This is a genomic window from Bradyrhizobium sp. HKCCYLRH3099 (assembly GCF_051167855.1).
Lineage (GTDB): Bacteria > Pseudomonadota > Alphaproteobacteria > Rhizobiales > Xanthobacteraceae > Bradyrhizobium.
The window spans coordinates 41834-68329 of sequence record NZ_JBNPTW010000016.1; the positions used below are offsets into that span (position 1 = coordinate 41834).

Consider the following 26496-nt stretch of genomic DNA (forward strand, 5'->3'; position numbering starts at 1 on the left):
CATAACAAGATCAAAATTGAACAAGCTCGGAGGATCGGTTCTGAGCCTGCGCAAGGCCAGCCATCACATTCCCGTTCTATGCTGCGGCCGCGTTGGAACGGGACGGTGCGGCGTTACTCTCCTGTACTCTCCCGCAGGCGCGAAACGGACGGCAAGCGAGGTCCCATGCAGCTCAGTTCTCCCCAACCGACCCTTCCCGCTGACGATCTCGACCTGCTCGACCGCTATTGGCGGGCAGCCAACTATCTCTCGGTCGGCCAGATCTATCTGCTCGACAATCCGCTGCTGCGCGAGCCGCTGAAGCCGGAGCACATCAAACCGCGCCTGCTCGGCCATTGGGGCACCACGCCGGGTTTGAACTTCATCTACGCCCATCTCAACCGCGCCATCGTCGCCCAGGATCTCGACGTCCTCTATGTCTGCGGTCCCGGCCATGGCGGTCCCGGCATGGTCGCCAACACCTATCTCGAAGGCAGCTACAGCGAGATCTACCCCGATATCGGCCGTGACGCGGACGGCTTGCGAAAGCTGTTCCGGCAGTTCTCCTTTCCCGGCGGCATCCCGAGCCACGCGGCGCCGGAGACGCCGGGCTCGATCCACGAAGGCGGCGAACTCGGCTACGCGCTGGTTCACGCCTACGGCGCGGCGTTCGACAATCCCGATCTGATCGTCGCCTGCGTGATCGGCGATGGCGAGGCCGAGACCGGCCCGCTGGCGGCGTCCTGGCACTCGAACAAGTTTCTGAACCCGGCGCACGATGGCGCCGTGCTGCCGATCCTGCATCTCAACGGCTACAAGATCGCCAATCCCACCGTGCTCGGCCGCTTGGGCGATGCCGAGCTCAAATCCCTGTTCGAAGGCTATGGCTACGCGCCGTTGTTTGTCGAAGGCGACGAGCCCAAGGCGATGCACCGGCAGATGGCCGACGCGCTCGACGTCGCCCTCGCCAGCATCCGCTCGATCCAGCAGAACGCGCGCCAGCCGGATGCGGCGATCCAGCGGCCGCGCTGGCCGATGATCGTGCTGCGCAGCCCGAAGGGCTGGACCGGGCCTAGGGAAGTCGACGGCCTCAAGGTCGAGGGCTTCTGGCGCGCGCATCAGGTGCCGATCGCAAATCCGCGCGGCAAGCCGGAGCACCTCGCGCTGCTCGAAGCGTGGATGAGGAGCTACCAGCCGGAGACGCTGTTCGATACGAACGGCCGTCTCGTGCCGGAGTTGCAGGCTCTCGCGCCAAAGGGGACGCGGCGCATGGGCGCCAATCCGCATGCGAATGGCGGCTTGCTCAAGCGCGAGCTGAAGCTGCCGGATTATCGGGCCTTCGCGGTCGAGGTCACCTCACCCGGCGAGACCATCACCGAAGCCACGCGCGAACTCGGCAAGTTTCTGCGCGAGCTCGTGAGGCTGAACGCGGACACAAGGAACTTCCGCATCATGGGCCCGGACGAGACCGCCTCGAACCGGCTCGACGCGGTGTTCGACGTCACCGAGCGCGTCTGGATGGAAGGCATCGAGCCCTATGACGTCCATCTCGCCCATGACGGCCGGGTCATGGAGGTGTTGAGCGAACATCTCTGCCAGGGCTGGCTGGAGGGCTATCTGCTCACCGGCCGTCACGGCCTGTTCTCCTGCTACGAGGCCTTCATCCACATCGTGGATTCGATGTTCAACCAGCACGCCAAATGGCTGAAGGTCTCGCGCGAGCTGCCGTGGCGGCGTCCGATCGCGTCCCTGAACTATCTGCTGACGTCGCATGTCTGGCGGCAGGACCATAACGGGTTCAGCCACCAGGATCCCGGCTTCGTCGATCTCGTCGCCAACAAGAAGGCAGACATCGTCCGCATCTACTTTCCGCCGGACGCCAATACGCTGCTGTGGATCGCCGACCACTGCCTGCGGACCTATGACCGCATCAACGTCATCGTCGCCGGCAAGCAGCCCGCGCCGCAATTCCTGTCGATGCGGGAGGCCGCGGTTCATTGCGACGCCGGCATCGGCATCTGGTCATGGGCCGGCACCGAGCCGGCCGGCGAGGAGCCCGACGTGGTCATGGCCTGCGCGGGCGACGTCCCGACGCTGGAGACGCTCGCCGCCGTCGACCTGCTGCGCCAGGAGCTGCCGGGCCTCAAGATCCGCGTCGTCAACGTCGTCGACCTGATGACCCTGCAGCCACGGTCCGAGCATCCGCACGGCCTCAGCGATCGCGATTTCGACAGCCTGTTCACGACCGACAGGCCTGTCATCTTCGCCTATCACGGCTATCCCTATCTGATCCATCGGCTGACCTACAGCCGCACCAACCATGCCGGCATGCATGTGCGCGGCTTCATCGAGGAAGGCACCACGACGACGCCGTTCGACATGGTCGTCCTCAACGAGCTCGACCGTTTCCATCTCGCCATCGAAGCGATCGAACGGGTGCCTGGGCTCAGCGTCGCGGCGGCGCATGTGAAGCAGAAATTCCGCGACGCGCTGATCGAACATGCCCGCTACATCCGGGCGCATGGCGAGGACATGCCGGAGATCCGCGACTGGGTGTGGCCAAACAGCGCCGGTGGAACGACGCCGGCGCAGCCGGGCGACTGAACCAGCCGAGCGCGCATGTCTGCGCCAAGGCATCTTGAAATAGCACCCGCCGTGCATTGCCCGAACGGATCGCCGCGTGCCCGCTGCTGCAAAATTCCGCAGTGCAGCGGGCTGATTTGATTGTGACAAGATGCTAACAACCAGACCGGAGGCGCTGCAAACGAAGATGCCAGGTTCATGCTGAGCGTGATCATCCCGACCGAGGGCGTCGAGCAGACCGCCGTGGCCACCCTGTCCGCGCTGGTGCCGGGGGCCGCGGCCGGAGTCGTCACCGAGGTCCTGCTGGTCGACCGCTCCGCCGATTCCAGCGTGATGGAGCGCGTCGCCGACGTCGCCGGCTGCCACTTCATGAAGTTCGAGGGGTCTCATGCCGCCGCGCTCGCCGCCGGCGCCGCCAAGGCCCGCGCGCCCTGGCTGATGTTCCTTCCCGCGGGCGCCGTGCTCGATCCCGGCTGGATCGACGAGACCATGCAGTTCATCCAGAGCGTCGGGGCGGGCGGCCGGCCGCTCGCCGGCGTCTTCCGCTATGCTCGCTCACCCTACGCCCCTGTCAGCCTGCGCGACCGGCTGCGGGCGGTGAGCCGCGCTCTCTTCGGTCCGCTCGGCGACCAGGGCCTGCTGATCGCCAGGGACCACTACCGCCAGGTCGGCGGCTACAGGCCGGAGGCCAGGCGCCCCGAGACGCGGCTGCTGCGCCAGCTCGGCCGCTCCTCCCGCACCATGCTGCGCAGCCGGATCGTCATGATCTGAGCGCCGTCTCGATACTTGCCAAAGTCAACCATATGTTTGACAATGGCAAGCATTGGAGACGAGCCATGATTCCAGCGCCATCCGACACCCAGGTCACCGCCGTTCGCGCCTTCAACCGCTTCTACACCCAGAAACTCGGCGCGCTCGATCAGCACCTGCTCGACAGCCCGTTCTCGCTGGCCGAGGCCCGCGTGCTCTACGAGCTCGCCCATCGCGAGGCGGTGTCGGCCAAGGAGATCGGGACCTATCTCGGCCTGGATGCGGGGTATCTGAGCCGCATCTTGCAGAGTTTCGACGAAAAGGGCCTGATCACCCGGACGCCGCTGCCATCCGATCGCAGGCAGCAGCAGCTCGCACTCACCGCGAAGGGACTGCAGGCCTTTGCCAGGCTCGACCGCAGCTCGCAGAAGGAGATCGCAGCGATGATCGCGCCGCTCACGCCGGCGCTTCGCGAGCGGCTGGTCGGCGCGATGGCGAGCATCGAGAGCACGCTGTCGCCCACGCCGCCGTCGCGCGCACCGGTCGTGCTGCGCAGCCACCGGCCCGGCGACATCGGCTGGGTGATCGCCCGCCATGGCGCCGTCTACGCCGAGGAGTATGGCTGGAACGCCAGTTTCGAAGCGCTGGTGGCCGAGATCGGGGCGCAGTTCATCCGCAACTACGACCCGGCGCGCGAGCATTGCTGGATCGCCGAGCTGGCCGGCGAGCCGGTCGGCTCGATCTTCCTGGTCAAGGGCGGCGATGACATCGCCAAGATCCGCTTGCTGCTCGTCGAGAAGTCGGCCCGCGGGCTCGGTGTCGGCCGGGCCCTCACCGAGCAATGCATCCGCTTCGCGCGCGAGAAGAATTACCGGACCATCGAACTGTGGACGCAGAGCATCCTGACGGCCGCGCGCGACATCTATGCCCGCGCCGGCTTTCGCAAGATCGCCGAGGAGCCGCATGCGATGTTCGGCGTGCCGCTGATGGGGGAGACTTGGCGGCTGGAATTGTAGACGCACGGCGCCGGCGGCCAGCAAACTGCGCTGAACCGCAACCACCGTCATTCCGGGACAAGGCCGCAGGCCTTGACCCCGGAATCTCGATATTGGTTTGCACGCGCCTGCAAGCTCGGGATTCCGGGTTCAATCGCCAGACGCGGCTGCGTCTGTCGATTGCCTCGGAATGACGGAGACATTCCCGGCTAAGCCGTCGCGCCCTGCGCCTTCGGCCGGCGCAGATGCTCGTCGAGGCGCGGCATGATCTCGACGAAATTGCAGGGCCGCGTGCGGTAGTCAAGCTGGGCGGCGAGGATGCCGTCCCAGGCGTCGCGGCAGGCGCCGGGCGAGCCCGGCAGGCAGAAGATATAGGTGGCGCCGGCGACGCCCGCGGTGGCGCGGCTCTGGATCGTCGACGTCCCGATCTTGGCGTGGCTCAGCATGTGGAAGGCGATCGAGAAGCCGTCCATCCGCTTCTCGAACAGCGGCTCGATCGCCTCCGGCGTGACGTCGCGGCCGGTGAAGCCGGTGCCGCCGGTGGTGATGATGACGTCGACGCCGGAATCGGCGATCCATCCCTTCACCACGCCGCGGATCTTCTCGACATCGTCGGTGACGATGTCGCGCGCGGCGAGCGTGTGGCCCGCCGCAGTCAGGCGATCGCTCAAGGTGTTGCCGGACTTGTCGTCGGCGAGCGCACGCGTGTCGGACACCGTCAGCACGGCGATGTTCAGGGGGATGAAGCTCTTGCTCTCGTCGATCGCCATCTCGCCACCACCCTTACAGCTGCGCGTTCGCGGCGAACGTATTGCAGGCCTGCACCGTGCCCTGCTGGTAGCCGATCATGAACCAGCGCTTGCGCTGCGCGGCCGAGCCATGCGTGAACGAATCCGGCACCACGCGCCCGGTCGCCTTGCGCTGCAGGGTGTCGTCGCCGATCGCGGACGCCGTCGTCAGAGCAGCGTCGATGTCGCCGTCCTCCAGGAAGCCCGGACGTTTCTTGGCTTCGCGATTGACCCAGACGCCGGACAGGCAGTCCGCCTGCAGCTCGACCTTGACCTGCAGCGCATTGGCCTCCGCCTTGCTGCCCGCCTGCTCCTGCATCCGCGTCACCCGCGGCAGGATGCCGAGCAGGTTCTGGATATGGTGCCCGGCCTCATGCGCAATGATATAGGCCGCGGTGAACTTGCAGGCATTGCCCTGGCAGCCGCGGAAGCGCGTCTCGACCTCGCGGAAGAAGTTGGTGTCGAGGAAGATCTGCCGGTCCGGCGGACAATAGAACGGACCCATCGCCGACTGTGCCATGCCGCAGCGGCCGCCATTGGTGCTGTTGCGAAACAGTACGATCTTAGGGCCGGTGTAATTCTGGCCCGAGGCCTGGAAGATCTCGCTCCAGCGGTCGTCGATCTCACCGAGCACGCCGGCGATCATGTCGCCCATCTCGTCCTTCGGGGCGCCGGTCTTGCCGGACGACCGGCGATCAGCCTGGTAGCTTGGCGCGCTGCCGTGGCTCAGCATCTCGGCGCCGCCGATCAGGATGCGCGGATCGATGCCGAAGGCGTAGCCGATCAGGCCGAGCACGATGATGGTGCCGATGCCGAGGCCGCCGCCGCCGATCGGCAGACCCATACCGCCGCCCATGCCGCCGCCGCTATCGTCGCGACGGTCGTCGATGTCGTCGCTGCGACGGAAATCATCGTAACGCATGGCGGCCTTTCCTCACTGTCCTTGCGCGGCTCTGCGCGAAATGCCTAACGCGGCAAACAGGTAAAATTTCCACTGTGTTAATCAATAACCCGGCGGGCAAAATTTGCCTAGCGTGGCGCGAAAAATCCGCAGCGCGCATGCCGGCCGAAAACCCGCGCGCCCGCGCGCACGCGGCTGAAAAGCCATTCACATCGCGACGTTGTGCGGCGAGCATCGTGAATGAACGCGCGTCTCGCCATGACCGGTGCGTGTGATGAACATGCTTGCTGAAATGCGAAAAATTTTCCCGGTTAAGTCCATTTTTACTTTGCCGGGTCAATGTGTGGGCAGTCGGTTGTTAGGTCCCGCGTCGCCGACAGCGTCGCCTGAGTCAGAGTTCTTGAGTCATGGTAGAGTCGCGTCGCGGGGCGTCTGCAAAGGCGCCCCGCACTAAATTCCAGCCCCTTGCAGAGCATCAAGTCATCGTCGGCGACTGCGTCGCCGAGATGTCGAAGCTGCAGGCCGCATCCGTCGACCTCGTGTTTGCGGATCCGCCCTACAATCTGCAGCTCAAGGGTGAGCTCAAGCGTCCCGACGAATCGCAGGTCGATGCCGTCAACGACGATTGGGACAAGTTCTCCTCCTTCGCCGCTTATGACGACTTCACCCGCGCCTGGCTGCTCGCTGCGCGCCGCGCGATGAAGCCGAGTGCGACGATCTGGGTGATCGGCTCCTATCACAACATCTTCCGCGTCGGCGCGATCATGCAGGATCTCGGCTTCTGGATCCTGAACGACATCGTCTGGCGCAAGTCCAACCCGATGCCGAACTTCCGCGGCCGCCGCTTCACCAACGCGCATGAGACCATGATCTGGGCGGCGCGCGACGAGAAGGCGAAGGGCTACACGTTCAATTACGAAGCGCTGAAGGCATCCAACGAGGATGTGCAGGCGCGCTCGGACTGGCTGATCCCGCTGTGCACCGGCGAGGAGAGGCTGAAGGACGGCGACGGCAAGAAGGTTCATCCGACGCAGAAGCCGGAAGGCCTGCTGGCGCGGGTGCTGCTGTCATCATCCAAGCCGGGCGATCTGGTGATCGATCCGTTCAACGGCACGGGCACCACCGGTGCCGTGGCAAAACGCCTCGGCCGCCGCTACATCGGCTTCGAGCGCGACAAGACCTACGCGGCAGCTGCCGAGCGGCGAATCGCCGCGGTCGAGCCGCTGCCGGAAGCGACGCTCGCGCCGTTCATGACCGCCCGCGAGGCGCCGCGCGTCGCCTTCTCCGAGCTGATCGAGCGCGGCATGATCTCGCCGGGCACCAAGCTCGTCGACTCCAAGCGCCGCCACGGCGCGCTGGTGCGCGCCGATGGGGCCATCATGCTCGGCGACAAGGTCGGTTCGATCCACCGCATCGGCGCGGTCGCCCAGGGACTGCCGGCCTGCAACGGCTGGACGTTCTGGCATGTCGAGACCAAAGGCGGCCTCAGGCTGATCGACGAGCTGCGCGCCGAGATCCGCTCCGAGATGAGCGCCGCCTGACGCTCAGCCGTTGCGGCGCGGCTGTCCCGAATAGCGCGCCAGCAGGTCTTCGACCTCGTATTGCTCGTCGTAGCGAGCATCGTCGCGCGGCACGACCTTGACTTGCCGCACGGCCGGCGGCCGGCGCTGCGCCAGACCCGGATAATAGTTCTCCACCGGCGGCAGGTGCATGCGGTCGAGCTGCGGCTCCTCCGGCCAGCGCGGCACGCGGCGCGCCGCCACCGGCTCGAGTCGAAGCTGGCGCCGGGCCCGCGCGCGGGCAAACAGCACGCTGGTCGAGAAACCGGCGACCGCGATAGCGCCGAGGAATGCGAACATCCGCGTCTTCGATGCGTCGTCTGCGGCCATGCCGATCGTCGCGGCCGGTGCCGCATCGGCGGCGGCGAGCTCCGGAGTGACAGTGGCGGTCGACGCCGGAGCGGGCTCGCTCGCTGCGGCGAGCTGATAGGACGACGCGCGGGGCGTCGGCTCGGCCGAGGATTGCAGCGCATCGGATGAATCGGGCCAGCGCGTCGCGACGGCCGATTCACTCGCGGACACGCGGGGAGACTCGGGCACCGTCGTCACCGGCGCAGCTGCGACCGGTGCAGCCGCCATCGGTGCAGGCGCTGCAGCCGCAGGCGGCGCAGCGGGGAAAGCTGCAACGGACGGGAAGGCCGAGGTCGGCGGCAGCGACGTCGCGGTCGGCGTCGACGAGATGACCTTCACCTCGTCGCCGGACTCCCTTGACGACGACGTCTGGATTTCGGCCCGCGCATTGGCGGCCGTCGACGACAATTGCGAACGATCCCGGTGCGAGGCCAGCTTGCGCGTGACGAGAGACGCACCTTGCGATTCACGATCGTCCTCACGCAGATACCAGCATTGCTTCTTGGTCGCACGATCGATCCGATAGAACCAATGCTTCCCCGCAGGCGTCGCCCCTGGCTTGGCCAGGCATTCGTCAGCAGCCGATGCCGGTGAAAACTCGATTGTCGCCGCCGCCGTCCCCGCCAGCACAGCGACAGCCACACACGGCAACAAATTCGCCGTTCGATTCGTCATCAGTCCTCCGACGATTCAACGCGCCCCCGATGGGCCGTTTCGGCGATGACTTCGTTCGGAATAAGGCTGCCGTGGTTCCATTTGTCGAAACAATGTTAGAACAGCGGTGTACCTTTGATGCGTTCTAATATTTTCGGGCTGTTTTGTCGCAGCAACAGCCGGAATAGGCGTCGAAGTCTCCGTCCATCGACGCGTGTCGCGGTTGCGACAACACGCGGATGTGAGCTGGAGGACGGCCATCGCATCCAACCTTACGATGAGATGTTGGATGCCAGCGTCGCGCAACGCGTGGAAACGCGCACGCATTGCCGTTCATGTCAGCTTCGACAGCGCCTTCTCGACGAGTTCGCGCGTGTACGGTTTCTGGATCACCGGCGCATCCGAGAGCTCTGCGGGAATCGGTGCGCGCTCGCCATAGCCGGTGGCGAACATGAAGGGCACGCCGAGCTCCTTCAATTTGTGCCCGACAGGGAGGCTGCTCTCCGCGCCCAGGTTGATGTCGAGCAGCGCAAAGGTCGGCACCGCACGCTCGATGGCCTTGAGCGCCTGGCTCACCGATGCGGCCGTATCGATATGACGCGCGCCCAGTTCGAGCAGGATCACCTCGGCACCCATCGCGATGATCAGATTGTCCTCGACGATGAGAACGTTGCCGGACAGGCGCGGCGTCTGCTCCTCCGCAGGCGCGACACGCAGCAGCGCCCCGCCCATCGCCTGCACCATCTGCACGAAATTGGCGGGGATGACGAAGCGCGCCTGCACGCCGAGAAGGTCGAAGCGAATCTCGGCATCGCCCTTGAGATCGAACGGCACCGAACGCTCGATGATGGTGGTGCCGAAGCCGCGCCGCGACGGCGGCTGCACCGGCGGCCCACCGCTTTCCTTCCAGTCGATGACGAGGCTCGACCCGGAGTCGAGACGCCACAGCACCTCGACCTGTCCGGTCGAATCGGCCAGCGCGCCGTATTTCGCCGAATTCGTCATCATCTCGTGCACGACGAGCGCGAGCGTCGCAAACGCCTTGGGGTCGAGCGCGACGTCCGGACCTTCCATGCGCACACGCCCTGCGCGCGAGCCGAGATAGGCGCCGGCTTCGGATTCGAGCAGCGAGCGCAGCGCGACCGGGGCCCAGTTCAGGTTCGTGATCTGGTCATGCGCGCGCGCCAGGGCCTGGATGCGGCCGCCGAGCACGGCGGCGAAGTCCTCCACCGAGGTCGACGTCTCCTTGCTCTGCGCGACCAGCCCGCGCACCAGGCTGAGGATGTTGCGGACGCGGTGATTGAGCTCGGCGATCATCAGTTCCTGCCGCTCCTGCGCGCCGCGGCGCTCGCGCGCGGCGAGCTCCGACAATTGCAGGATGACTTCCAGCAGCGTGACGCGCAGGCTCTCGGCGATGCGCAGGTCCGCGGCGGTCCATGGCTTCGACTGGCCGGCCACCGTCTGCTGCCAAAGTTCGAAGCTCTTGCGCGGCGTCAGCCGCGGCCCGAGCGGACCCTCGGCATAGGTCTTGTTAGGATCGCCGGCCCAATTGACCGAGCGCAGCACCTCGCGGCGGAAGAAGATCAGGCAATCGCGCGGCGCGCGCGAGATCGGGATCGCCAGGAATCCGGCGGCGCGATCGCGGAACGCCTCGCCCGCCGCATAGACCTTGGCGATCTCGGCGCTGGCGCAGATGCGGCCCGGCGATGTCCTATTGATGAAGCCGATGAGGTCCTGCACCTCGTCCTCGGTCGGCGTCTCGCCGTCGAGCGTGATCTCGTCGTCCGACCACACGGCCAGGCCATCGCATTCGATCATCTGGCGGTAGTCGGCGACGAAATCGAGGATCGCCCGCTTGCTGTGCGCCAGCGCGGCGGCGCGCTCGATCAGCCGCTCCTGGATCTGGTGCGCCCGCGTCTCATAGGCGACATCGGTCTCGCGCTCGCGCGCCTCGAGCAGCCAGGAGTACATCTGCCCGAACAGCTCGGCCGCGGTGCGCTTTTCGAACGACAAATGGCGCGGCGAATAATGGTGGCAGGCGAACAGCCCCCACAGCTTGCCGTCGCGCAGGATCGACACCGACATCGAGGCGGCCACGCCCATGTTGCGGAGATATTCGATGTGGACCGGCGACACCGCGCGCAGCACGCTCATCGACAGATCGAGCAGCCCGGCATTGTGCGCCGGCATCGACGTCAGCGGCGACGGCGTGGCGTTGATGTCGGCGATGATGCGCAGCCAGTTGCGCTGGTAGAGCTGCCGCGCCTGGCGCGGAATGTCGGACGCCGGATAGTGCAGGCCGAGGAACGGCTCCAGGCCGGAGCCCGCGGTTTCCGCGATGACCTCGCCCGACCCATCCGGATGGAAGCGATACACCATGACGCGGTCGAAGCCGGTCAGGAGCTTGAGCTGGCGCGCGCCCTCCTGCGCAAGCTCGGTCATGCCCGCCGTCTTGCGGATGCGGCCCAGCATCAGCCGCACCAGCTCGCCGGAATTGACGCCGGTCTCGATCAGGCTCGGCTCCGCCTCGACCACCAGGTAGGCGCCCGAGAAGTGGATCGCGAGATCGAACAGCCGGCCCTGCCCTTGCAGATCGATGCCGAACGCGCGCTCGACCGCGTCCGGTCCGCTCAGATAGTCGACCCGCGCACGGATCGTCGCCACCGCGGCCTCGGAAAGGACGACGTCGAGCGGCCTGTGCAGCAGCCAGCCGAGATCGCCGCCGAGGAAATCCGGCGCATTCTCCGAGGCCATGCAGATGGTGAAGTCGGACACCAGCGCGAGCAGGAAGCCGAACGGCTGCACGTTGCCGGGGACATGGATCGGCTCGCGATCGCAATTGGTGAGGTTGACAGGCTCGTTCATGATGCGGCCATCGCGGTCGCAAACACCGCGAACGCCTCGCGCGCGCTTGTCATCACCCTGATGTCCTCGCCTGGCGGAAGCCGCTCTGCGGCAAGCACCGACAGGAAGCTGCGCCACAGCCCCTGCCCGGCGCCATGACGCAGATAGCGCGTGGCGCGTCGCACCCGGGGATCGGGCGACGCCGCCACGATGCGCAGCAGATACACGGCGCCGAGACGCGATCCTTCCAGGACATAGAGCGTGCCGAGGACGGCGGAACGGTCGAGCGGCCGGGCTGGCAGCTCCATCGGAGCGGCGCGGCCGTTGAGCTCGGCGAGATCGGCGCAGATCGCCTCCGAGCGCCGCCGCCGGGTCCAGTCGCCGAGCATCGCGCCGGCACCGGCGCGGTCGAGCATCTGCTCCAGCGGCAACAGCGCGGCCGCGCTCGCCTGCAGAAACCGGCGATAATCCGCGGTGGTCGTCAGGTCGAAGCGGCTGAGGCGCTCATCGAGGGCATGGTGAGCCGCTGCCGTGGCGGCCCTCAATCTGTCGCGAATGCCCTCGTTGCCGTCAGCGAGAAATGGGTCATCGGAAATGGCTGCCAGCGACATCAAGGGGCTCAGAAAAAGGAAAGGGGCCGCAGGGGCGCCACGGCCTCATGCAACGTCACTGGAACGGGTGGGTTCCCGCTCCAGCTCGCTTTTTTCTGGCACGATGATGCGGCCCTGCCGCGCCGGGTTCCGGTCGCCGCCTCAGCGGTCGTCGCGCAGGGCCGCCGACGGTGGCGGCCCCAGCGCGGTCTCGATCAACAGCGTGTCGCAATACTCCACCCATTCGGTGATGCGGCCATTGTCGAGCCGGAGCACGTTGCAATAGTCGTTCTCATAGGCGCGGCCATCGGTGGTCGTGTTGCGACCGCGCGCCTGGACCACGACGTGGTCGCCGTCCGCGATCAGACGTACCGGGATGGTGGTGATGCGGCCGAGCCGCGCCCGCAGCGGCGCGAACAATTCGGCGAGAACGGTCTCCTTGCCGTCATAGCTGCGCGACCATGATCCGCTGCCCATGATGACGAAACGGAAATCGTCCGCGAGATGCGCCAGCAGCGGCTGCGGGTTGCTCCTGGCCAGCTCGTCGAAGACGTGCTGCACGATCTGCTTGTTGTGCCGGCTCGTGGTGTCCACGGTGCTCATCGGTGCGTCTCCCCCGGCTCTTGCCATCAGTTCGCCTGCCGCAGCGACGCTGGGTACGATCCCAGCACCGCCTCCGTCAGTGCGGAATCGCAATATTCGCGGATCTCGACGATGCGCCGCTCGTGCAGGCGAAAGATCAGGCAGTAGTCGTTGTTGTAGGCCTGCCCGGACTTGGTGCGCATCTCGCCCTTGCCTTCGACCACGACGAGATCATCCTCGGCGATGAAGCGGTGGGGGACGGTGCGGCGGCCCTCCGCCAGCAGGCTGGCGAGGTGGCCATGGAGATTGCGCAACAGCGCCTCCTTGCCCCTGATGGTCTGCGACCATGAATATTGCCCCGTGATCACCATGGTGACGTCGTCGGCGATCGCCGAAAGATAGGCCGCGCGGTCGCCGGCGGCGGCCTTCGCGAGCAGCTCCTGCATCCATTGCTTGTTGGCGCTGGCGGTCATGAGATCGTTCCTCCTGAATTTCCCGGGTTCGACGGGGAGGATGGAGCACGGCCGGACATTCTTCCAATCGATATGAAATATGATATCCATTCGCCTGATGAATTTAGCCGCGCTCGATCTCAATTTGCTGGTGGCGCTGGACGCTTTGCTTCGCGAGAGCAGCGTCAGCCGCGCGGCGTTGCGGATCGGCCTGTCACAGCCGGCGACCAGCCATGCGCTGCAGCGGCTGCGCGATCTGCTCGGCGATCCCCTGCTGGTCCGAACCGGCGCGCGCATGGAGCTGACGCCGCGGGCGCTCGCGCTGCAGGCGCCGCTCGCGCTGGCGCTGGACCAGGTGCGCGGCCTGTTCACGCCCGATGTCTTCGACGCCGGCCGAAGCGAGCGCCAGTTCCGGCTGATGATGCCCGATCTCGCGGTCGAGCTGCTGATGCCGTCGCTGATGGCCAAGGTGACGCGCGCGGCGCCCAACATCCGCATCGACGTCGTGCCGTGGCGGGGGCCTGCGATCTTCCACGCCGAGTTCGCGCGCACCATCGACATGGTGATCTCGATCGGCAACGCCTTCAAAGGCTTTCACCGCCAATTGCTCTACACCGACAGCGACGCGCTGGCGGTGCGCCGCGGCCATCCGGCCGGCGCGCGTCTTTCGAAGCGCGAGACGTTCCTGTCGGCGCGGCATGTCGCGGTCGTGCTGCGCGGCCAGAGCGAGGACCTGATCGACAACTGGCTGCGCAGCAAGGGCTGGGAGCGGCGGATCGCGCTGGTGGTGCCGAGCTATATCGAGGCGCTGCATGTCGCCGCGCGCACCGACCTCGTCGCCTTCGTGCCGCGCCGCCTGATCTCGGCGCTGGCGCGGCCGCTGGGGCTGACGACCGTCGCGCCGCCGCTCGATCCCGGCGTCGACGAGCAGTACATGTTCTATCCGACCCGCGCCCAGGTCGAGCCGGGCTCGATCTGGCTGCGCACGCTGATGCTGCAGACCGGCCGCGAGCTCGGCGGCGGGCCTGTGCGAAAAACGGCGGCCTCATGAGCCGCCGCCGCACGACGCAGACGCGCTCGTCAGGCCAGTTCGGCGAACGCCTGCTTCACCGCCGGCCGTTCGGCCATGCGCTTGAAGTGGTCGGCGACCTTCGGGAAGGCGTTGATGTCGACGCTGTCGCCTTCCAGCCATTGCGCGATCGTGAACAGATAGGGATCGCAGATCGTGTACTGCTCGCCCATCACGAAGGGACCGCGCAGCATCTTGCCTTCGATCAGCGAAAAGCAGGCGCTCATCGTCTCCGGCACCTTCCTCTTCATGTCGGCGAAAGACGACTCCTCGTTGGCCCAGCGATGGCCGCGCATCTTGTGCGCATGGGCGATGTGGACCGTCGAGCAGAGATAGGCGGTGAAGGACTGCACTTCCGCGAAGGCGAAGATGTCGTCGAGCGGCGCAAGCTGCGCCTTCGGGAAGCGCTGCGCGATGTAAGCGAGCATGGCGGGCGTCTCGGTCAGGATGCCCTGCTCCGTCACCAGCGCCGGCACGCGGCCCTTCGGATTGATCGCGAGATAGTCCGGGCTGTTCTGCTGGTTGGTCTTGAAGCTGAGCTTCTCAACCGTGTAGGCGGCGCCGGCCTCGGCGAGCGCGATGTGTGAGGCAAGCGCGCAGGTGCCTGGCGCGACATAGAGCTTGAGCATGGTGACCCCCTCGAAATTGACGGCGGACCGTAGCGGCGCCGGCTCGAGCCGTCCACCCCTGCCCGTGCGCGCCTGTCATTCATGCTGGCTGGCAAGGAACTCGACCAGCGCCTCGCGATCGGCGGCATTCTTGACGCCGGGAAACGCCATCAGCGTGCCCGGCACCATCGTCTGCGGATCGGCCAGATAGACGTCGAGCGTCTCGCGCGTCCAGATCAGGCCGGAGCTCTTGTTGGCCGAGGAGTAGTTGAATCCGGCCACCGTGCCGGCCTTGCGGCCGAGCACCCCGAACAGCGACGGCCCGAGCTTGTTGCGGCCGGGCTCCAGCGAATGGCACATCGCGCAGGATTTCTTGAACTGGGCCTCACCGAGGTCGGAGGCCGGACCGGCAAAGGCGAGGTCGCACGCGACCACGAGCGCGCTTCCGCTCAGGATCCAACACAAGGCTGGCGCACGCATTCGCGATCGACGCGCCACTTTGCCTCTCGCCTCCTTCGATTGCTGTGCGACTGTCCGAAGCGCCGATGGTCCAAGTTGCTTCGTCATTCCGGGGCATTCGCGCGCAAAATGGCGAAGCCATTTTGAAACAGCGCGAATGAGCCCGGAATCCATAGCCACGACATCAGCTGTGAGGCGAGATGCCCACCGCGCGCGTGCCCCACACGACATCCTGTGGGTATGGGTTCCGGGCTCGCGCTGCGCGCGCCCCGGAACGACGACAGAGGCGAGAGTGCGCTCACTCAATTCGGCAATCCCAGGATGATCAGCGTCGGGTTGCCGAGTTCGCCGAAGGTGAACCGCGAGACGTTGCCGGAGGTCAGCGCGACGTATTGCTTGCCGCCGGTCTGATAGGTGACCACGCCGCCGGCGATCATGCCCTGCGTCGCCAGTTGATACAGCGGCTTGCCCGTCTGGCTGTCGAGCGCGAAGAAATTGCCGCCGGTGTCGCCGCCGAAGACGAGACCGCCCGATGTCGCCGTGATGCCGCTGACCACCGGCTTGGCCGCCTTGTACTTCCACTTCACCTCGCCGCTGACCGCGTTCAGGCTGGTCACCCAGCCGGCGGCCTTGTCCGGCGGATCGAGCGTCGGCTCGCCGCCGAAGAAGAACTCGCCCGCGACATATTTCGCGTCGCCCTTCTTGAAGGTGCCGCACCAGTCGACCGCGCCGAAATAGATCGCGCCGTTGACCGGATCGTAGCTGCCGCCGTTCCATTCGACGCCGCCGAGCAGGCCGGGACAGACATGCACGCCGGCCTCCGTCGGCCGCGCCCCCACATTGTCGATCGTCGTGACCGGCACGCGGTAGATCGGCTTGCGCGTGGCGCGGTCGATGGCCGTGACGAAACCGTCCTTGCCGCCGAACACGACGATGTCCTGAATGTCGGGCGAGCGGAACAAGGTCGGCGCCGCGCCGAGATCGTGGTCGATGCCGTCATTGGCCTTGACCTGATGATACCATTTCAGCGCGCCGGTGCGCGCATCGAGCACCACCAGGGAGTCCGTATAGAGATTGTCGCCCGGCCGATATTCCGGGAACATGTCAGGCGCGGGATTGCCGACCGGCACGAACAGCTCGCCGGTGGTGATGTCGAGCGACAAGGTCGACCACGAGCCGCCGCCCCCGGTCAGCGCCGACTTCTTGTTCTGCCAGGTCTCGGCGCCCGGCTGGTCGCCGGTCGGGATGGTGTCGAAGCGCCAGACCTCGCGCCCGGTCAGCACGTCGAACGCCATGACGCGGCCGCGCACGCCCCAGTCGGAACCTGCGGTGGCCGTGAAGACGAGGCCGTTCCAGCCGACCGGCGCGCCCGACAGGAATTCGCCCAGCATGGAATCGCCGACCATGTTCTGCCAGATCAGCGCGCCGCTCTGCGCATCCAGCGCGAGCAGATGTCCGTCGGGCGTGCCGCGGATGACGCGGCCGTTGATGACCGCCACGCCGCGATTGACCGGCCAGACATCCTCGCGCGCGGACTCGTAGGTGTGCCGCCATTTCTCCTTGCAGGTGGCGGCATCCAGCGCGAACGTCAGCCGCGCCGTCGTCAGATACATCACACCGTCGATCACGACCGGGCCGGTCTGGAACGGGCCGCCCTCCTGCAACTGCACGCGGCAGATTTCCTTCAGCTCGGCCACGTTCTTGGTGTTGATCTGCTTGAGCCGCTGATAGCGCTGGCCCATGTAGTCGTTGTTGTAGGCCGGCCAGTCGACGCCTGGCCCGGCCTGCACCAGGGTCGCCTGCATCACCAAACCGAACCCGGCGAGGGCCGCGGTGCGGAGCGATCGCCCGCCGTGACGAAACTTCCTAGCGACGCGCATGGTGACCTCTTTCCTCAGGGCTATCGCATGTAACGATCGACATGTTGCGCTCGCCTGCCTCCACTCGTCATGGCCGGGCTTGTCCCGGCCATCCACGTCGTCCGGCATGCTGAGAACGACGTGGATGCCCGGGCCTTCGCCGCGCCGAAGCGGCTCCGGCCGCGCAGGCGGGACGGAGCCCGGGCATGACGATGTGGATACGATTTCGCGAAACACTCAGCTTGGTCATAGGCGATGGTCCTACCTCGTGCCTCGTCTCGCCGTTGCATCGGTGATCACGCCGATAAGCCATGGCAGACGCAAGCGCCCGCAAAGTGCGGGCGTGCGGTCTGGGCGCGATCCACCTGCTTTCAGATATGGGTCGGACACTTGAGATCAGATCGGCGCCACGTCCATCGTGTGCACCGCCGTCGGGAAGTAGCGGAAGCCGTCGCCGGCCTTGCCGATGTGCCCGATGCCCGGCCACGGGAAGTGATAGCCGAGGATCCGGATCCGGTTGCTGGCGAGCATGTCGAGCACGCGGACGCGGGTCTTGGCGGCCTGCTTGGGATCGGTGTCGTAGGCGAACTCGATCAGCGGCTTCTCGATCAGCAGCACCGGATGATGCGAGATGTCGCCGATATAGCAGAGCTGGTCCTTGCCGGACTGGATCAGGAAGATGGTGTGCCCGACCGTGTGGCCCGGGGTGAACATCGCCTGCACCCCCGGCAGGAACTCCTGGCCGTCCTTGAAGAAGGTGATGCGGTCCTTGACCGGGACAAGGTTGCGCACCGCCTGCTCGTAGAACGCCTTGTAGGTCGGGCCGACCTTGGTCTCGTCGGTCCAGAAGGTGAAGTCGGCCTCGGAGATGAACAGCTCGGCGTTGGGGAAGCTCGGCTTGCCGTCAGGGCCGATGACGCCGCCGCAATGGTCGATATGCGCATGCGTCATGACCAGCGCATCGACGTCCTTGGCCTCGATGCCGGCCTGCTTCAAGGTCATCAGCATCTTGCCGGTGGTGTCGCCGAACAGTTTCGAGACGCCCATGCCGTTGTCGAAGATGATGATCTTCTCGCCGGTGTTGAGCACCAGGATGTTCTGCTCCAGCGTCGCGGCGCCGACGGGCAGAAAGTTGTTGGTCAGCATCGAATCGAGTTCGCCAGGCGAGATGCCGAGGAACGCCGCATGGGGATCGCCGAGCGGCAGGATGCCGTCGGAGATGATGGTGGCCTCGGCCGAGCCGAGCTTGAAACGGAAGAACGTCGGCGCCTGTGTGTTCAGGAACGGACCCTTGGCCAGGACGGGAGAGCTGGCTAGCCCCGTCAACCCATAGAGTCCCGCGGCAGCGCCGACACCCAGCAGCGAACGGCGTGAGACAACAGCATTCGTCATGCGTCCCTCCCCTCAATTGATCTTGTTCTGGCGAAGCTCGTGTTGGTCCGAGCCGTTGATCGATGACTCTTCGTTGCCGCACAGCCTGCGTTCGCGCCGCACACAAAGGATGCAAGGCGAAGCAACACAATCTCAGATTATCTACATCCGCATTCGCCGGGCAATGAAAAAGATTCGGCGCTGTGGTCACGAAACAGACACGCAGACGCTGGCGCCGCGGGACCCGCCCCGCTTCGCGATGTCATTCTTATAAAAATAATTTTCTTGCTATTTTTCGGAAACCATGATCATCTCCCCGCATCCCGCCTCAACGAGAGGGGCGTAGCGCGCGATCGTCACGACACGCGAGGCCGGGATGCGGTGGCCGCGAGAGATCGCAGCGTCCTCGGCAACGGGGGCGCGGACGAACGATCTGTCGCGGACGCGAAGTCGCAGCGTCCTGACACCCCGAAGCTGGTGTCCCCCGCGCGATGCGCAAGCATTGTCGCGGCATGGTGGCCAACAAGCCGGCGCACCAGGGAGACTGCGTATAAGCGTGAGACCATCGCGCAGGGAATGCCGGGTGTTCTCGGCTGAACCTGTGGTGACTGCCGCCTGCTTTTTAGTTTGCAGGCGGGCCATGGGTGCGGCCAGCATCCGGCATTCCCTGCGCCCTCTGCCTGTTTGCGAGGGATGGACTGAGGCCAGCCTCGGGCATGATGTGCCGCGAGAACGCGCAGCCATGTCGCTCTTCATAATTGTCTGCCATGCCCGCTGTTTGAAACGTGAATCGATCTCTCCTTCGTCTGCAAGGATCGTAGGGTAGGCAACGCGGCCGCTGAAGGCAGTGACGTGCCCACCGTCTTGCGGCAGCGTCCCAATCGCGATGAGGGGACGGCGCGGGAGACAGCCCGGCTGACTCACAGCAGCGTCACACGCCTTTGCCCACCCTGCTCCAGCCAGTCGGCGATTGAGCGCCGCCACAATCTCCAGCAGGGTCGCGCGGATTTTGGACTGGCGCTCGGCTTCTTGTCGCGCTATCAAGTTGCCGCTGCGCTGATGCGCACCGTAAGCGTCTCACGTCAGGCAACGCATTCAACGGATCGGTTCGATCCGGAGGAATGCAGGACGCGTTGCCCGTGATCGACCGACGAATTCCAGAGCTGTAATCATGAAATCTTCTGGTGAACCGCGCTCGCGCGGAAAACTGCCGGCGCGCTATGCGGCCGTCGTCATGCCTTTCACTCTTTCGGTGCTGATGACGTTCGTCGTCTCCGCGATCGCGACGCTGAAGAGCCTCGGGCCGACGCCGGCGTTCATCGCGACCTGGCCCGCGGCATGGGCCATCTCCTGGGTCGTCGCGTTCCCCACCCTGCTCGCGGTGCTGCCGCTGGTGCGGCGGATCGTGGCGCTCGTGGTGGAGGCGCCCAGGCCGAACTAAGCAAAGGCAGCGAGGCCGCTGACGTGCGGCCCGCTGTCGGCCTCACGCTCCGATGTCGTTTGACGGGACGACAAAGGTGGCTGCAGCTGCAGCGGCGCCTCATCCTCCGCCGTCGTCCCGGACAAGCCGCGGCGCGCAACAGCGCGTCGTGGCGCTGATCCGGGATCCATACGCCGCAGCCGTCGTGATGGGCAAAAGGCCAATGACCAGCGTGCCTCAAACCGCTCCCTGGGGGTATGGGTCCCGGCTCAAGGCCGGGACGACGGTGGAGGTTGTAGCGCTGTAGGGTGGGCAAAGCGGCCGCCGGAGGCGGCGGCGTGCCCACCATGTTGCGGCGGACTCGCTGATACAATGGTGGGCACGGCACGAGAGGCATCTCGGCCAGCTTAGAAGCTTTCGGGGCGCGCCTTTGCCCACCCGACTACAAACTACACGCGAAGCGCTGCCTCACTCCCCGAGCCCATGCGCGACGACCTTGCGCATCACGTTGGGCAGCGCCTCGCCGTCGAGCGTGGCAATCTTCACCCAGCGCATGCCGTCGGGGGCGCGCGTCCGCGCCGGCACTGTTGCGGTGTAGACCACGACCTCCAGCGGGAAGTGCGTGAAGACGTGGGTGACGACGCCGAGCTTGCGGTGCCAGCGCTTCACGCCCGCCAACTCGGGCGCCTGGGCGAGCGCATCCGCATCGTCCTGGCCGGCCAGCCAATCCGAGCCGGGCACCTCGGTCATGCCGCCGAGCAGGCCCTTGGCGGGGCGCGAGCGCACCAGCAGCTCGTCGCCTCTGACAACGACGAAGGCTGCTCCGCGCCGCAGCGTCCCGGTCTTCTTCGCCGCCTTGCGCGGGAACGTCTCCTGGTCGCCGCGCTGGCGCGCCGCGCAATCCTCGGTGAAGGGGCACAGCACGCAGGCCGGCTTCTTCGGCGTGCAGATGGTGGCGCCGAGGTCCATCAAGGCTTGGGCGCTGTCGCCGGCACGGGACGGCCCGAGCAGGGTCGCGGCCAGCGCCTGGATCTGCGGCTTGGCCTGCGGCAGCGCCTCCTCGATCCGAAACAGCCGCGTCGTCACGCGCTCGATGTTGCCGTCGACCGGCATGGTCTGGCGATCGAACGCGATCGCCGCGATCGCGGCTGCCGTGTACGGGCCGATGCCGGGCAGCTTGCGCAGCCCCTCCTCGGTGTCCGGGAACACGCCGCCGTGTTCCTGCAGCACGGTCACCGCGCAGGCGTGCAGGTTGCGCGCCCGCGAGTAATAGCCGAGGCCGGCCCACATCCGCAGCACGTCCTCGAGATCGGCGCTGCCGAGTGCCGAGACATCCGGCCAGCGCGCCAGGAATTTCTCGAAATACGGCCCGACCGCCTTCACCGTGGTCTGCTGCAGCATGATCTCCGACAGCCACACCCGGTACGGATCCGAGCGCTGCCCGGCCGGCGCCCGCCACGGCAGCCGCCGCCGGTGGCGATCGTACCACGCGAGCAGCTGGGCCGGGCGTTCGGCAGCTGGATCAATCCGCTGTGGGTTCTTGCGCTTGGAAGGAAGGGCTGATGACACCATTGGCTTAATCTAGTACGTCAGGAGCCATCGTCGCCCGTTGGACCGCTATCTCGTCTGCGGCATCCACGGCTTTCTTCACGCCGGGATTGACGACAAGCACCACGAGACCCCTGTTCATCATGGCAAAGCCCGGCCGCCTGACCGCAAAGCCTCTCTCGCTGATGATGGGCGACGTGCTGACGGCCGCCTATGCCAAGCAGGGGTTTGCCGCGCGTGAGCTGGTGACCCGCTGGCCGGAGATTGCCGGGCGTGAGATCGCCGAGCATGCCCAGCCGTTGAAGATGCAATGGCCGCGGCCGGTCGAGGGCCAGCCGCAGGAGCCGGCGACCCTCATCCTGCGCGTCGAGGGGCCGATGGCGCTGGAGATCCAGCATTCGTCTGATGTCATCCTGGAGCGGGTGAACCGCTTCTTCGGCTGGCATGCGGTCGGCAAGCTGGCGCTGCGCCAGGGACCGCTGACCCGGCCGCCGGTGAAGCGCCGCCCGGCGCCGCCCGATCCGAAGAAGGTGGCCAAGGTGGCCTCAACCCTGACCGCGATCGAGGACGACGCATTGCGCGATGCGCTGGCCCGGCTGGGCGCCGCCATCAAGCGAAATTGACGCTTTCGCGTCGATCCCGCTTTGAGGCCCGGCATTGCCTCAGACTGGGTTTCAAGCTAGCGAAAAGCCACGTTATGAGCGTTTCAGGCGCCTCAGGCGCCCATTTTGGAGCAGAGCCTTGATCATCACCCGCCGCGCCTTCACCGCCGCCCTGTCGTTGACCGGCCTCGCCGCGCTGGCCGGCTTCTCGCCGCTGCGGTTGATCTCCGAGGCCTTCGCGCAGACCGCGGCCGACGTCGCCAAGCCGCAGTCGCTGCCGGACATGGGCCTCGGCCCGGCGGACGCCGCGGTGACCATCGTCGAATACGCCTCGATGACCTGCCCGCATTGCGCGGCGTTCAACGCGACCGTGTTCCCGAAGCTGAAGGCCGAATACATCGATACCGGCAAGATCCGCTACATCTTCCGCGAGTTCCCGCTCGACATCAAAGCCGCCGCCGGCTCGATGCTGACGCGCTGCATCGCCAAGGACGACGCGCAGAAGTATTTTGCGGTCACCGACATGCTGTTCCGTTCGCAGAACGACTGGGTGGTCAAGAACACCACGGAGACCCTGACCCGGATCGGCAAGCAGGCCGGGCTCAGCCAGCAGCAGGTCGAAGCCTGCCTCAAGGACCAGGCGCTGCTCGACAAGATCGCCGCCGACCAGAAATACGCCAGCGACATTCTTAAAGTTGATTCGACGCCGACCTTCTTCATCAACGGCGAGAAGATCAAAGGCGAATCCTCGATCGAGGAGTTTCAGAAGCGCATCAACCCGCTTCTGAAGAGCTGATCCGAATCACTGAGTCAAACGAGACACAGTGCGGCCCCTTCGTGGGGCCGCTTCTGTTTGTCGGGCTGATTCGGTCGAGAAAGCCTTGGAAAAGCGGGGCGAGCGGGTTGCCCTCAAGGACCGGCGTCGCCATTGTCCCGCCCTCAGAATGAGGCGCTCGAGGCGACTCAAGTCACTTTGACTTTGCCATTCATGGTATTGTCGGGGCTGTGAGATTCGTTTCCCGCCAACAGAGAATCTGTGCATGAAACTCACGCGTCTTCGTCTCCACGGTTTCAAGACGTTCGTCGAACCGACTGACTTCGTGATCGAACCCGGCCTCACCGGCGTCGTCGGTCCGAACGGCTGCGGCAAGTCGAATCTGGTCGAGGCGCTGCGCTGGGCGATGGGTGAGACCTCGCACAAATCGCTGCGCGCCGCCGACATGGACGCGGTGATCTTCTCCGGCTCGAACACGCGTCCGTCGCGCAACCACGCCGAAGTGGTGATGACGATCGACAACAGCGATCGCACTGCGCCGGCCGCCGTGAACGACCGCGACATCCTCGAAATCTCGCGCCGTATCGAGCGCGAGGCCGGCTCGGTCTATCGCATCAACGGCCGCGACGTGCGCGCCCGCGACGTGCAGATCCTGTTCGCCGACGCCGCCACCGGCGCGCGCTCGCCGGCGCTGGTCCACCAGGGCAAGATCGGCGAGATCATCCAGGCCAAGCCCGAGCAGCGCCGCCGCGTGCTGGAAGACGCCGCCGGCGTCGCCGGCCTGCATGCGCGCCGCCACGAGGCCGAGCTGCGGCTGAAGGCGGCCGAGACGAATCTGCTGCGCGTGGAAGACGTCATCGGCCAGCTCTCCGGCCAGATGGAAGGCCTGCGCAAGCAGGCGCGCCAGGCGATCCGCTATCGCGAGGTCGCGGCCAAGGTGCGCAAGGCGGAAGCGACGCTCTATCATCTGCGCTGGATGGGCGCGCATGCCGATCTGAACGAGGCCGCGCATACGCACGACGTCGCCGTGCGCGAGATGGCTGAGCGGACCCGGGAGCAGGCCGAATCCGCCCGTATCCAGGCCATCCGCTCGTCGCATCTGCCGGCGCTGCGCGAGGCCGAGGCGCGCGCGGCCGCGACGATGCAGCGGCTGAAGAATGCCCGCGACCTGCTCGACCGCGAGGAGGTGCGCGCCAAGGAGCGCGCCGGCGAGCTCGACCGCCGCCTGATGCAGCTCACCGCCGACGTCGCCCGCGAGCAGCAGCAGAACCAGGATGCCCAGGTCGCCCTGCAGCGTCTGGAGACCGAAGACGCGGAGCTGAAGGAAGAGATCAAGGCCCGCGTCGAGATGCGCAGCGGCGTCGACGAGCGCGTCGCCGAGGCCGAGGCGCTGCTTCTCGAAACAGAGCGCCAGTTCACCGAGCTGACGACGCAGCTCGCCGATCTCACTGCCCGCCGCAACCAGCTCGAGGCCAACGTCCGCAGCCATCGCGATCGTCTCGCCCGGCTCGACCAGGACATCGCCAATGTCCGCGCCGACGAGGAGCGGCTGGCGCAGGAGACCGCGCATCTCGGCGATCTCGACACGCTCGCCGCCGCGCTCGAAGCCGCCGAAGAGGCCGAGGCGCAGGCCGAAGCCGCGGTGCAGACCAACGAGGCCGCGCAGGCCTCCGCGCGGCAGAAGCTCGAAGCCTCGCGCGCTCCGCTGGCGGAAGCCGAGAAGCGCGCGCAGCGGCTGGAGACCGAGGCGCGCACCATCTCCAAGATGGTCAACAGCGAGACCAAGAATCTGTGGCCGCCGATCATCGACGGCGTCACCGTTGCCAAGGGCTATGAGAAGGCGCTCGGCGCCGTGCTGGGTGACGATCTCGATGCGCCGGTCGATGCGTCCGCGCCGATGCACTGGACCGTCGCCGGCGCCGAGGTCACCGACCCCGCGCTGCCGGACGGCGTCGAGCCATTGGCTGCGTATGTGCAGGCACCGCCGGAGCTGTCGCGCCGTCTCGCCCAGATCGGCGTGGTATCGAGGGATCGCGGCGCGCAGCTGGTGTCGCAGCTGCGCACCGGCCAGCGGCTGGTGTCGCCGGAAGGCGACGTCTGGCGCTGGGACGGCTTCATCGCCGCCGCCCATGCGCCGACCGGCGCTGCCCGTCGTCTCGCCGAGCGCGCCCGCCTGATCGACATCGAGGCCGAGCTGGAGCAGGCGCGCATCGATGCCGCCAGCAAGCGCCAGGCGCTGGAGAGCGCCGAGGCCGAGGTGAAGGCCGCGACCGCTGCCGAGAGCGCCGCGCGCGAAGCTTGGCGCGCCGCGCAGCGCGAGGTCAATTCGGCGCGCGAGCGCCACGCCAATGCCGAGCGCGAGATCAACCGCCATTCGGCGCGCAAGTCCGCGCTGGTCGAGGCCTCCACGCGTCTGGCCCATGACCGCGCCGAGATCGCCGAGCTGCATGAGAATGCGCTGGAGGCGATCGAGGGGCTGCCGGCGACCACCGAAGCCGACGGCCGTCTCGCCGCCGTGCGCGCCGAGATCGAGACAAAGCGCCGTGCCGCAGCCCAGGTCCGTGCCGAGGCGCAGGCGCTCGCCCGCGAGGCCGAGCTCGCCGACCGCCGCGTGCAGGCGATCATCAACGAGCGCAACGACTGGTTCAACCGCATCCGCGGCGCCGGCTCGCAGATCGCCACCATCGAGGCGCGCATCGCCGAGGTCCGTGACGAGCGCGCCGAGCTCGACAACGCGCCGGAGATCTTTGCCGAGAAGCGCAGCGCGCTGATCGACGAGCTCGCGATCGCCGAGGAAGAGCGTCAGGTCGCGGCCGACGCGCTCGCCGAGGCCGAGACCGCGATGGGCGACACCGACCGGGCCGCCAAGGCCTCGCTGGAAGCGCTGTCGAAGTCGCGCGAGGCCGCCGCCCGCGCCGAGGAGCGGCTGGAGAGCGCCAAGCGCCGCGTCGCCGACGTCGAGCGCGAGATCCACGACATGCTCGAATGCGAGCCGAACGCGGTCGCCGCGATGGCCGAGATCGGCCCGGACACCCAGCTGCCGCCGCTGCACGAGATCGAGGACAGCCTGGAGAAGCTGCGCCGCGACCGCGAGCGGCTCGGCGCCGTCAACCTCCGCGCCGAGGAAGAGCTTACCGAGGTCGAGGGCTCGCACACCGCGCTGACCACCGAGCGCGACGACCTGGTCGAGGCCATCAAGCGGCTGCGCCAGGGCATCCAGAGCCTCAACAAGGAGGCGCGCGAGCGGCTGCAGTCCTCGTTCGAGACCGTCAATGACCACTTCAAGCGCCTGTTCACCGAGCTGTTCGGCGGCGGCGAGGCCGCGCTGCACCTGATCGAGAGCGACGATCCGCTCGAGGCCGGCCTCGAGATCATCGCCAAGCCGCCGGGCAAGAAGCCGCAGACCTTGTCGCTGCTCTCGGGCGGCGAACAGGCGCTGACGGCAATGGCGCTGATCTTCGCGGTGTTCTTGACCAACCCCTCGCCGATCTGCGTGCTGGACGAGGTCGACGCGCCGCTCGACGACCACAACGTGGAGCGCTTCTGCAATCTGCTGCATGAAATGAAGGGCTCGACCGAGACCCGCTTCATCATCATCACCCACAACCCGATCACCATGGCGCGCATGAACCGGCTGTTCGGCGTCACCATGGCCGAGCGCGGCGTCTCGCAGCTCGTCTCGGTCGCGCTCGACGAGGCCGTGAAGATCCTCGACCAGCAGGTGGCGTGACGCTGCTAAGTCATCCCGGATCGCCGC

The 26496-nt window shown here is 66.6% G+C and carries 21 protein-coding genes; 9 read left to right on the top strand and 12 right to left on the bottom strand.

Annotation, left to right across the window (positions count from 1 at the left end; genetic code table 11):
* The first annotated feature begins 165 nt into the window (after positions 1–165).
* From ACQR1Y_RS25605 to ACQR1Y_RS25615, 3 genes are all read left to right on the top strand, one after another.
* A complete protein-coding gene (locus ACQR1Y_RS25605; RefSeq protein ID WP_434876935.1) occupies positions 166–2583 on the top strand; it encodes a phosphoketolase family protein in 2418 nt (805 codons plus the stop codon).
* 177 nt (positions 2584–2760) lie between these two features.
* Complete coding sequence (locus tag ACQR1Y_RS25610) at positions 2761–3333, top strand: glycosyl transferase (RefSeq protein ID WP_434857043.1); 573 nt, start codon at positions 2761–2763, stop codon at positions 3331–3333.
* Positions 3334–3398: 65 nt separating this feature from the next.
* Positions 3399–4328, top strand: a complete 930-nt coding sequence (locus ACQR1Y_RS25615; protein WP_434876936.1) for a bifunctional helix-turn-helix transcriptional regulator/GNAT family N-acetyltransferase — start codon at positions 3399–3401, stop codon at positions 4326–4328.
* Positions 4329–4516: 188 nt separating this feature from the next.
* Here ACQR1Y_RS25615 and moaB read toward each other — a convergent pair whose 3' ends face one another.
* Together moaB and ypfJ are read right to left on the bottom strand one after the other, a co-directional pair.
* On the bottom strand, positions 4517–5077 hold the full coding sequence (moaB, locus tag ACQR1Y_RS25620) for a molybdenum cofactor biosynthesis protein B (protein ID WP_434876937.1): 561 nt from the start codon (positions 5075–5077) through the stop codon (positions 4517–4519).
* 13 nt (positions 5078–5090) lie between these two features.
* On the bottom strand, positions 5091–6017 hold the full coding sequence (gene ypfJ, locus ACQR1Y_RS25625; protein WP_434857046.1) for a KPN_02809 family neutral zinc metallopeptidase: 927 nt from the start codon (positions 6015–6017) through the stop codon (positions 5091–5093).
* Positions 6018–6403: 386 nt separating this feature from the next.
* Between ypfJ and ACQR1Y_RS25630 the strand changes: the two genes are divergently transcribed.
* Positions 6404–7537 carry a site-specific DNA-methyltransferase gene (locus ACQR1Y_RS25630; protein ID WP_434857047.1) on the top strand — a complete coding sequence of 378 codons (1134 nt, stop codon included), beginning with the start codon at positions 6404–6406 and terminating at the stop codon, positions 7535–7537.
* 3 nt (positions 7538–7540) lie between these two features.
* On the opposite strand, the gene ACQR1Y_RS25635 is transcribed toward ACQR1Y_RS25630, so the two are convergent.
* From ACQR1Y_RS25635 to ACQR1Y_RS25655, 5 genes are all read right to left on the bottom strand, one after another.
* Positions 7541–8581 carry a hypothetical protein gene (locus ACQR1Y_RS25635; RefSeq protein WP_434876938.1) on the bottom strand — a complete coding sequence of 347 codons (1041 nt, stop codon included), beginning with the start codon at positions 8579–8581 and terminating at the stop codon, positions 7541–7543.
* A gap of 312 nt (positions 8582–8893) precedes the next feature.
* Positions 8894–11425 (bottom strand): HWE histidine kinase domain-containing protein, encoded by a 2532-nt coding sequence (locus ACQR1Y_RS25640; RefSeq protein ID WP_434857049.1) that lies wholly within the window; start codon positions 11423–11425, stop codon positions 8894–8896.
* On the bottom strand, positions 11422–12015 hold the full coding sequence (locus tag ACQR1Y_RS25645; RefSeq protein WP_434857050.1) for a biliverdin-producing heme oxygenase: 594 nt from the start codon (positions 12013–12015) through the stop codon (positions 11422–11424). The genes ACQR1Y_RS25640 and ACQR1Y_RS25645 overlap by 4 nt, the downstream gene beginning before the upstream one ends.
* A 141-nt stretch (positions 12016–12156) precedes the next feature.
* A complete protein-coding gene (locus ACQR1Y_RS25650) occupies positions 12157–12597 on the bottom strand; it encodes a nuclear transport factor 2 family protein (protein WP_434857051.1) in 441 nt (146 codons plus the stop codon).
* 26 nt (positions 12598–12623) lie between these two features.
* Positions 12624–13049 carry a nuclear transport factor 2 family protein gene (locus ACQR1Y_RS25655; protein ID WP_434876939.1) on the bottom strand — a complete coding sequence of 142 codons (426 nt, stop codon included), beginning with the start codon at positions 13047–13049 and terminating at the stop codon, positions 12624–12626.
* A gap of 97 nt (positions 13050–13146) precedes the next feature.
* Here ACQR1Y_RS25655 and ACQR1Y_RS25660 point away from each other — a divergent pair, with 97 nt between their 5' ends.
* Positions 13147–14079 carry a LysR family transcriptional regulator gene (locus ACQR1Y_RS25660; RefSeq protein ID WP_434877154.1) on the top strand — a complete coding sequence of 311 codons (933 nt, stop codon included), beginning with the start codon at positions 13147–13149 and terminating at the stop codon, positions 14077–14079.
* Positions 14080–14108: 29 nt separating this feature from the next.
* Here the strand turns inward: ACQR1Y_RS25660 and ACQR1Y_RS25665 are convergent, their stop codons facing one another.
* The 4 genes from ACQR1Y_RS25665 to ACQR1Y_RS25680 all read right to left on the bottom strand — a co-directional run bounded on the left by ACQR1Y_RS25665 (position 14109) and on the right by ACQR1Y_RS25680 (position 18415).
* Positions 14109–14726: a glutathione S-transferase family protein gene (locus tag ACQR1Y_RS25665; protein WP_434876940.1), complete on the bottom strand. Its 618-nt coding sequence runs from the start codon at positions 14724–14726 to the stop codon at positions 14109–14111.
* A gap of 75 nt (positions 14727–14801) precedes the next feature.
* Complete coding sequence (locus tag ACQR1Y_RS25670) at positions 14802–15140, bottom strand: c-type cytochrome (RefSeq protein WP_434876941.1); 339 nt, start codon at positions 15138–15140, stop codon at positions 14802–14804.
* Between the two features lie 326 nt (positions 15141–15466).
* Positions 15467–17044 carry a pyrroloquinoline quinone-dependent dehydrogenase gene (locus tag ACQR1Y_RS25675; protein ID WP_434876942.1) on the bottom strand — a complete coding sequence of 526 codons (1578 nt, stop codon included), beginning with the start codon at positions 17042–17044 and terminating at the stop codon, positions 15467–15469.
* A gap of 375 nt (positions 17045–17419) precedes the next feature.
* Positions 17420–18415, bottom strand: a complete 996-nt coding sequence (locus ACQR1Y_RS25680) for an MBL fold metallo-hydrolase (protein ID WP_434876943.1) — start codon at positions 18413–18415, stop codon at positions 17420–17422.
* A gap of 1150 nt (positions 18416–19565) precedes the next feature.
* Between ACQR1Y_RS25680 and ACQR1Y_RS25685 the strand changes: the two genes are divergently transcribed.
* Complete coding sequence (locus ACQR1Y_RS25685) at positions 19566–19835, top strand: DUF2798 domain-containing protein (RefSeq protein WP_434876944.1); 270 nt, start codon at positions 19566–19568, stop codon at positions 19833–19835.
* Positions 19836–20282: 447 nt separating this feature from the next.
* Here ACQR1Y_RS25685 and mutY read toward each other — a convergent pair whose 3' ends face one another.
* Entirely contained in the window at positions 20283–21386 is a 1104-nt protein-coding gene (gene mutY / locus ACQR1Y_RS25690) for an A/G-specific adenine glycosylase (RefSeq protein ID WP_434876945.1), read from the bottom strand.
* Positions 21387–21505: 119 nt separating this feature from the next.
* On the opposite strand from mutY, the gene ACQR1Y_RS25695 reads away from it, so the two are divergent.
* From ACQR1Y_RS25695 to smc, 3 genes are all read left to right on the top strand, one after another.
* On the top strand, positions 21506–21985 hold the full coding sequence (locus ACQR1Y_RS25695) for a DUF721 domain-containing protein (protein WP_006612422.1): 480 nt from the start codon (positions 21506–21508) through the stop codon (positions 21983–21985).
* Between the two features lie 118 nt (positions 21986–22103).
* Positions 22104–22760 (top strand): DsbA family protein, encoded by a 657-nt coding sequence (locus ACQR1Y_RS25700; protein ID WP_434876946.1) that lies wholly within the window; start codon positions 22104–22106, stop codon positions 22758–22760.
* A 244-nt stretch (positions 22761–23004) separates the two neighbouring features.
* Positions 23005–26469 (top strand): chromosome segregation protein SMC, encoded by a 3465-nt coding sequence (gene smc, locus ACQR1Y_RS25705; protein WP_434876947.1) that lies wholly within the window; start codon positions 23005–23007, stop codon positions 26467–26469.
* Positions 26470–26496 lie beyond the last annotated feature (27 nt).

What these genes read in the sequence shown, in the direction of transcription:
- ACQR1Y_RS25605 (WP_434876935.1), top strand. Translation starts at nt 166, where the DNA reads ATGCAGCTCAGTTCTCCCCAACCGACCCTTCCCGCTGACGATCTCGAC.
- ACQR1Y_RS25610 (WP_434857043.1), top strand. Translation starts at nt 2,761, where the DNA reads ATGCTGAGCGTGATCATCCCGACCGAGGGCGTCGAGCAGACCGCCGTG.
- ACQR1Y_RS25615 (WP_434876936.1), top strand. Translation starts at nt 3,399, where the DNA reads ATGATTCCAGCGCCATCCGACACCCAGGTCACCGCCGTTCGCGCCTTC.
- moaB (WP_434876937.1), bottom strand. Translation starts at nt 5,077, where the DNA reads ATGGCGATCGACGAGAGCAAGAGCTTCATCCCCCTGAACATCGCCGTG.
- ypfJ (WP_434857046.1), bottom strand. Translation starts at nt 6,017, where the DNA reads ATGCGTTACGATGATTTCCGTCGCAGCGACGACATCGACGACCGTCGC.
- ACQR1Y_RS25630 (WP_434857047.1), top strand. Translation starts at nt 6,404, where the DNA reads ATGGTAGAGTCGCGTCGCGGGGCGTCTGCAAAGGCGCCCCGCACTAAA.
- ACQR1Y_RS25635 (WP_434876938.1), bottom strand. Translation starts at nt 8,581, where the DNA reads ATGACGAATCGAACGGCGAATTTGTTGCCGTGTGTGGCTGTCGCTGTG.
- ACQR1Y_RS25640 (WP_434857049.1), bottom strand. Translation starts at nt 11,425, where the DNA reads ATGAACGAGCCTGTCAACCTCACCAATTGCGATCGCGAGCCGATCCAT.
- ACQR1Y_RS25645 (WP_434857050.1), bottom strand. Translation starts at nt 12,015, where the DNA reads ATGTCGCTGGCAGCCATTTCCGATGACCCATTTCTCGCTGACGGCAAC.
- ACQR1Y_RS25650 (WP_434857051.1), bottom strand. Translation starts at nt 12,597, where the DNA reads ATGAGCACCGTGGACACCACGAGCCGGCACAACAAGCAGATCGTGCAG.
- ACQR1Y_RS25655 (WP_434876939.1), bottom strand. Translation starts at nt 13,049, where the DNA reads ATGACCGCCAGCGCCAACAAGCAATGGATGCAGGAGCTGCTCGCGAAG.
- ACQR1Y_RS25660 (WP_434877154.1), top strand. Translation starts at nt 13,147, where the DNA reads ATGAATTTAGCCGCGCTCGATCTCAATTTGCTGGTGGCGCTGGACGCT.
- ACQR1Y_RS25665 (WP_434876940.1), bottom strand. Translation starts at nt 14,726, where the DNA reads ATGCTCAAGCTCTATGTCGCGCCAGGCACCTGCGCGCTTGCCTCACAC.
- ACQR1Y_RS25675 (WP_434876942.1), bottom strand. Translation starts at nt 17,044, where the DNA reads ATGCGCGTCGCTAGGAAGTTTCGTCACGGCGGGCGATCGCTCCGCACC.
- ACQR1Y_RS25680 (WP_434876943.1), bottom strand. Translation starts at nt 18,415, where the DNA reads ATGACGAATGCTGTTGTCTCACGCCGTTCGCTGCTGGGTGTCGGCGCT.
- ACQR1Y_RS25685 (WP_434876944.1), top strand. Translation starts at nt 19,566, where the DNA reads ATGAAATCTTCTGGTGAACCGCGCTCGCGCGGAAAACTGCCGGCGCGC.
- mutY (WP_434876945.1), bottom strand. Translation starts at nt 21,386, where the DNA reads ATGGTGTCATCAGCCCTTCCTTCCAAGCGCAAGAACCCACAGCGGATT.
- ACQR1Y_RS25695 (WP_006612422.1), top strand. Translation starts at nt 21,506, where the DNA reads ATGGCAAAGCCCGGCCGCCTGACCGCAAAGCCTCTCTCGCTGATGATG.
- smc (WP_434876947.1), top strand. Translation starts at nt 23,005, where the DNA reads ATGAAACTCACGCGTCTTCGTCTCCACGGTTTCAAGACGTTCGTCGAA.